This window comes from Marinobacterium rhizophilum DSM 18822 (genome assembly GCF_000378045.1).
Taxonomy (GTDB): domain Bacteria; phylum Pseudomonadota; class Gammaproteobacteria; order Pseudomonadales; family Balneatricaceae; genus Marinobacterium_A; species Marinobacterium_A rhizophilum.
The window spans coordinates 310,360-316,524 of record NZ_KB899091.1; the positions used below are offsets into that span (position 1 = coordinate 310,360).

At 54.8% G+C, this 6,165-nt stretch carries 4 protein-coding genes and 1 pseudogene; 3 read left to right on the plus strand and 2 right to left on the minus strand.

The genetic code is table 11. The features are described from left to right. The first annotated feature begins 161 nt into the window (after nt 1-161). Nucleotides 162-1,202: a hypothetical protein gene (locus F451_RS0104800; protein ID WP_020680215.1), complete on the plus strand. Its 1,041-nt coding sequence runs from the start codon at nt 162-164 to the stop codon at nt 1,200-1,202. A 56-nt stretch (nt 1,203-1,258) separates the two neighbouring features. Here the strand turns inward: F451_RS0104800 and F451_RS0104805 are convergent, their stop codons facing one another. Then, nucleotides 1,259-2,038 (minus strand): CLCA_X family protein, encoded by a 780-nt coding sequence (locus tag F451_RS0104805; RefSeq protein ID WP_020680216.1) that lies wholly within the window; start codon nt 2,036-2,038, stop codon nt 1,259-1,261. 201 nt (nt 2,039-2,239) lie between these two features. Between F451_RS0104805 and F451_RS24840 the strand changes: the two are divergent. Together F451_RS24840 and F451_RS0104820 are read left to right on the plus strand one after the other, a co-directional pair. Next, nucleotides 2,240-3,185 (plus strand): annotated as a pseudogene (locus tag F451_RS24840) (IS30 family transposase). A gap of 327 nt (nt 3,186-3,512) precedes the next feature. Beyond that, nucleotides 3,513-5,216: an extracellular solute-binding protein gene (locus F451_RS0104820; RefSeq protein ID WP_020680217.1), complete on the plus strand. Its 1,704-nt coding sequence runs from the start codon at nt 3,513-3,515 to the stop codon at nt 5,214-5,216. Between the two features lie 539 nt (nt 5,217-5,755). On the opposite strand, the gene F451_RS28055 is transcribed toward F451_RS0104820, so the two are convergent. After that, a partial coding sequence (locus tag F451_RS28055) for a Gfo/Idh/MocA family oxidoreductase (RefSeq protein WP_020680218.1) occupies nt 5,756-6,165 on the minus strand: 410 nt, incomplete at its 5' end.

Sequence of the window (6,165 nt, forward strand, 5' to 3'; positions counted from 1 at the left end):
GATTTGAGCCGATTTTTAACGCCGCGATAGCAACGCAAGTAGTTTTTCAACAGCCTGTTAGATCCCCTGTCACCGAGGTAATGCCTGTTGTCCCAATTCAGGCTCTACCCCTGTAGAATCCACCCTCCTCCACTGAGCATCCGGGCGCCGCCATTCCAGTCATGAATATTGAGACACTGCTCGAACAGCCCGCCCCCGATGCGGCACCGCGGTCACAGCTGCAGCAACGCTTTGACCGGCTGCGCAAGAACCTGGCCCGCGAAGAGAAAAAGCGCGAAAAGCTGGTCCGCGAGCTGGATGAACTCGGCCATATCTACACCAAACAGGTGCTTCCGCGGCTGAAGAACAACCACCGAATGCTGAAAACCCTGCTGCTGCGCCTGATCGATTTTTCAACACGCATGAACCTGCGACAGTGGCACCGCGAAACACTGGAAGCCTGGCTGTACGAACTGCTGGAACAGGTGGCCCTGTACGACCGAAAGGACGCCGCCGCCATCGCCCAGCAGTACATGAACACCCAACTGGAGACCTTTGGCACCTCGAGCCATATTCCGCAACCACACGACGTTGATACAGCTGCTCACGACGCTCAAGATGCCGGGGCAGACAGCAGCACCGCTGGCAACACAGCCTCTGACGATGCACCATTTGGGGCACAGGAAAATAAGGAAAAAGCACAGGACAACACCCGGTCAACCGAAGGCCAGGCAGCGCAGCCCGCTGCGTTGCCGGACGACAAGTGGCTCAAGCAACTGTTCAGGCGTGCCGCCCAGGCGCTGCATCCGGACAGGGAACAGGACCCGGCGCAGCAGGCCCACAAGGAAGCCCTAATGACCGAGCTGCTGCAGGCGCGGGATAACAACGACATGATGACCGTGCTGACGCTGTACCAGCAGCACGTGGCCACTGACGCGTTGCAGATCCCGGAGTCCGCCTTCGAGGGGTTGTGCGCGTCCGTCCAGGCGCAGATCCAGCGTGTACAGCACGAGAAGCAGGATTACATCCAGTCAGATCCACAGCGCGCCTTCGTGCACTATCACCTCTATGCCGACAGCCGACGCAAACAGGTGCAAAACCTCGACCAACTGCTGGACCGCATCCGCCTGATGCGCCTGCAGATCCCCGGTGTGCTCGACGAGCTGCGTACCCTGAAGGATCTAAAGCGCGAACTGCAATACCGTCAGCAGGATCGGTACTAGGATTTGGCGCGACGATGACCGGCATTTAAAGACACTGATCATCTGCTACACATGGATTACCGACGCAGCGCCGCGCCCAGCAGACTGAAATAGCGGCCAAAAGCGGCATTGATCCGCTCGCGCTGCTCGCCCAGCGGATAGAGACCGCGCCTGGCTTCGGCCGAGGCGCGGGTACCTTTCACCAGAAAGTTGTTGCTGATGCCGGCATCCTGCACAAAGGCTTCAAAGGCCCGGGCGCAGAGTTCCTCCGGCTGGCTGTAGTACAGCGTGCCCAGTGCCCGGTCTTCCTGCGCCGACACTCGGAACAGTTCGCTCGGCCCCTCCCCCGACTCGTCCAGCAGGATGCAGCGAAAGCATTCCGACAGACGATCGTTGAGCGGATGGGGCACCGGGGTCGCGTCACTGAGCCAGGCCTTGGAGGCAAACATGCTCGCCGGCACATCGCTGAAAACCTTGTCGCCCAGGTAATGATCCAGGGCATGGAACCACTCGTGCGCAATGCTGCCGGGGCCTGCGTTTTTCGCCAGAGCAAAACAGCGCTGCGACGGATCATAGTGGGCCGATACACCGGGGCGCCCGCCAATACCGTATTGCAGCGACAGCGAGCCGCGCAGCGAAATCAGGCTCTCGGGCCCCTGCAAAATGCTCATCAGGTCGCACAATGCATCGTAAAACAGCCCCGCCGCCCGCGCCTGCTCGTCCCGCGTCACCCAGCGTCCGATCTGGATCGAGCGAAAGTCGAACTGGCGCCGAATATGCACGAAGCTCAGCGGCTCGTCGGTGCGGTGGTCCGGTCCGCGACGGTAGAACTGGCGGGGTTTAGCCGGTGGTTTCATGTATTGTCCAACGTCCACTCAATGCTCATGGGGGCGCTGCCTTCGTGACGACCATCGTTCACGGTACCGTAAAATTGAAAAGGCGCCGCCTTCTTGTCGGGAATTCAGATAATAAGTGCGACACTCATGGTTGAACGGCGAGAGGTAGTCAACTGCTTACAGCTATACGCTTCAGCTCGCCAAAGTAGATGCAGTATCACCATGAGCTATCAGCCGTTGAACGAGGGAAAACGATACCAGATATCAGCTCTGCGTGCGCTGGGATGTTCGCCAGCAGCGATCGCCACCGCAGTAGATGATCATCGCCCCACCGCCTGGCGGGAACTCAAACGGACCAGGTATCCCGGGGCTTACACGCCCGAGTGCGCTCACGCCAAAGCGATGGCACGCCGAGTCAGTGCATACAAGCACCGGATGCCGGAGCAGACCATACAATACGTAGAGCTGGCGCTGCTCTGCAGTGGAGCCCAGAACAGATCAGCGGTATCGGAAAACGCCTCGTTATGCCCGTGAGCCACGGGTGAATCTATCGTTATGTAAAAACCGACAAGGCGCGTGGTGGCAAGCTCTACACGGCGCTGCGCCAGGGACATAAGCGGTATTACCGAGGTAGGAACAGCAAACGCTCGGCGATCCCGGAGCCGCGTTCAATCGGCGAGCGACCGGCCATTGTGGACACCCGGGAGCGTTTCGGTGACTGGGAAGTCGGCACGGCATTGGGCAAGCACGGCGCCGGGGCCCTGGCGACACTGGCTGAGCGTAAGAGCCGCATGTAATTCGTGCGCAAGGGCGGCCAAGCGGGCCACGGATGTGTGCGATGCGATCATCGACATACTCAAGCCCTACGCAGTGCATGTGCATACGATCACGGCAGACAATGCCTCTGAGTTCGTCGAAGACCAGAAGATTGCTAAGGCACTGAAAGCAGACGTCTGCTTTGCCCACCCGTACTCCTCATGGGAGCGTAGGTTGAATGAAAATTCAAACGGTTTGCTGCGTCAGTACATCCCAAAAGGTGCAGATCTACGAACGATCACTGACGAGTGATGTGAGGCAGGTGCAGAAACGATTAAACCTGAGGCCTCGAAAATGCCTTGGATTCAGGCAGCCTGAGGTGGTGTTCCAGGAATGCCTTCGAGCTGCATAGGCGGGTGTCGCACTTCAGAGTTGAATTCGCGACGCTTAGCAAGCTCAAACCCCTAATATTATTGACCTGGCGTGCATCTGGGTTCATCCTGAATCCAGATGCACGTCGCTGTTGCTAGGCGCATGGACAGTCAATTTTCGTGTAGCCTGGACTGCGTAAGAAAGCGCCTTAAGTGTGTGGAGGGGGCCATAAACCCTATAACCAGGCTGACAGTATATTTTCCAGTCGAGTTAACAGTAGTCTCAACAGACCGGGCTGAAATCATGAATTGTCAGTTATCAAACAACGACGCAATCTCGACCATTCCGATTATGAAGCGATTTCCTCATGACCAGAGAAGAACTTATTCGAGTCCTCGACTTTATCGATACAACTAGGAAACTGGGAGATAAGGAAGTTCCACTCACAATAGTCGACCCCAGATGGAACCTTATTTCCTTCGCCTTGAGACGACACTACGAAGGAAAATTGATCACCAATACCTCACTCGCCTTGACAGCCGAAGTGCCCTACGGTACGGCACTTCGCAGAATCAATGAATTACTTGAAGAAGGCCTGTTGTTAAAACGTGCACGATCAAGAACGGGGAAATCCTACTCGCTTCACCCGACCTCGAAACTGATAGAAATATTCGAAAAGTTTGCCTTTCAGCTTAAATCGCATATTGGCAACACCTTTGGTTTTTCTAACGACGGAAACGCCGCTGGAGACTTTTATTTCGGCGGTTCCTATATGACCCCGAGTATTCTACCATTCCCGAGTGTTATGGAAGAAGGCATAGGATACGACCGGGTACTTAGAATTCTGAGCCCATCGGACCCTACATTTAAATCACTGGCCGATTTTTCCGGAAACCTCAATGAATTTTGTGGCGGAAAGCTAGAAATTATTAACCTATCCATCGATGAGCTTCACGATGAAATTATTCTAAACTCTCAACGTACCGATTCAAGTTACGACATCATCGCCATAGATATTCCCTGGCTGGGCGAATTCGCCGAACTTGGCATGGTACTGCCGTTAAGCGAAATGATTGCTGAAGAGCAATATCGTTATTCCGACTTCCACAGCACCGCCTGGAAGGGCTCAGGTTACAACGGTGAACACTACGCTTTGCCCATTCAACCTACGGCAGAATTACTGTTCTATCGCACCGACCTGTTTGATAAAGCCGGCCTCAGCCCCCCCAAATGTACTGAGGACGTCCTGACTGCCGTTAAAAAGCTGCACCGTTTCGAGCCAGAATTGAGCGGCATAGTGATGAACTATGGGGCGGGAACGCCGGTAGGACATACGTTCATCCAAACGATGGCCGATTTTGGATTACCGATCATACAGCTGCCCAGGCTCGGCAAGGATTTCGATGTCAGCAACCTGAAGAACGAGAATTACCGCCCCCAGATAGATAGCGAAGCAGGCTACCGGAGCGCCGAGTTTCTCATACAGTTGCTTGAATATGCCCATCCTGAAAGCCTTGACTGCAACTGGGACCGGCGAATCAAACTATTCTCGGAAGGCAAAGCCGCCATCACCTACGGTTGGTCAATCCGAGGGGGGATGTTCGAGTTTGATGAAGCCAGCCCAGCCCACGGCAAAGTCGGCTATATACCCCACCCTCCTGGCCCGGGCGCCCCTACAGTTTCGCCCATTGGCGGTTTTTCGCTGGCCATTCCCGCGAACCAGACGGCCGATCGCATTAGCAAAGCGTGGAAGATGATGAAGTATCTTACCAGTCCTGAGCTGATGAAGTGGTATGCACAGAGCGGTAGCCTTTCTAGCCCACGTTTTTCAACCAGTGCCGACCCCGAGGTCCGGGCGCTAAGCAGAATCATCGTACAACTCGATGACATGGAAAAGAAAGGACAGCTCCAACTATGGCCCCGGCCGCCCATTCCCGAGTTCAACGATATCGTTCATATAGTTGGCGAAGAAATACACCCCATGCTGAAGGGCGAAGTTAGTATCGACAGGGCACTGAAAAATGCTCAGAAACGTGTCGACAGCTTGATGAGAAGCCATGGCCATTATTAAGCAGCTTGCGAATAACGCCCAGACAACGGTGGTTCGGTGGCCCGCTCCCGAACTCAACAGTATCGTCTAGTGTACTGGTGCATTCTTGGTGGTGTTTTAGAACGCACTCATTTTTCGCCAGCCAAGGCGTGAGGCGGAGTCATAATGGGGCCATGTCGACCACGAACAACGCAGGATGGCGGATAAAGAGGCCATTATAAGCTTCATATAGCATGCAACATTACGCTAGCGAAAAGTTCATGCCATGCTGAGATAGGAGCTTACTTTCGGTCAAGCCCTGCGGTGACTGCAAAGGCGCATAGATTAACTCATGAAAGAAAGGGGCATTAAGGAATACCCCCTCTGAGACTTGCTATTAACCTGGCTGACAAACAGGTTTCCCTATCAATTTGTCAGCCACGCCACCGGCTCTTTAACCCCAAAGAGTGGGTGCAAGTGCGTGAACATGCTGACTTTTTTGGCGTTCGCGTTGGCCTGCGGCCAATAATGAAGCATCTCTGCTTCATGTATTAATCCGCCGGAGTAATACTCTGGCAGAATTACAATCCCTCTACTTTTTCCCAGCCACCGCTAGACGCCGACCGGTGTATGGCGTCCACGGTGCACTGCACCCGGTAGCCCTCACGAAAATCGGTAAAGTTCTTGTTACCGTCGAGCAGCATATCGATCAGCTGCGCAACTTCGATTACCTTAAGGTCATTGAAGCCCAGGTGATGTCCCGGAGCGGGACAGAAATTACCGTACGGAAAATGGTCAGGACCGGCTTCGATTTTCTTGAAGCCATCGAAGCCAGGCGATTTACCCGCTTCCCAGATATGCAGTTCGTTCATCCGCTCCTGTGAAAATGCCACCGCACCCTTGGTACCGCTGATCTCGAACGAAAGATCCATGGTGCGCCCGGTAGCCATCCAGTTGGCTTCAAGGCTGCCAATGACGCCGGAGGAGAACT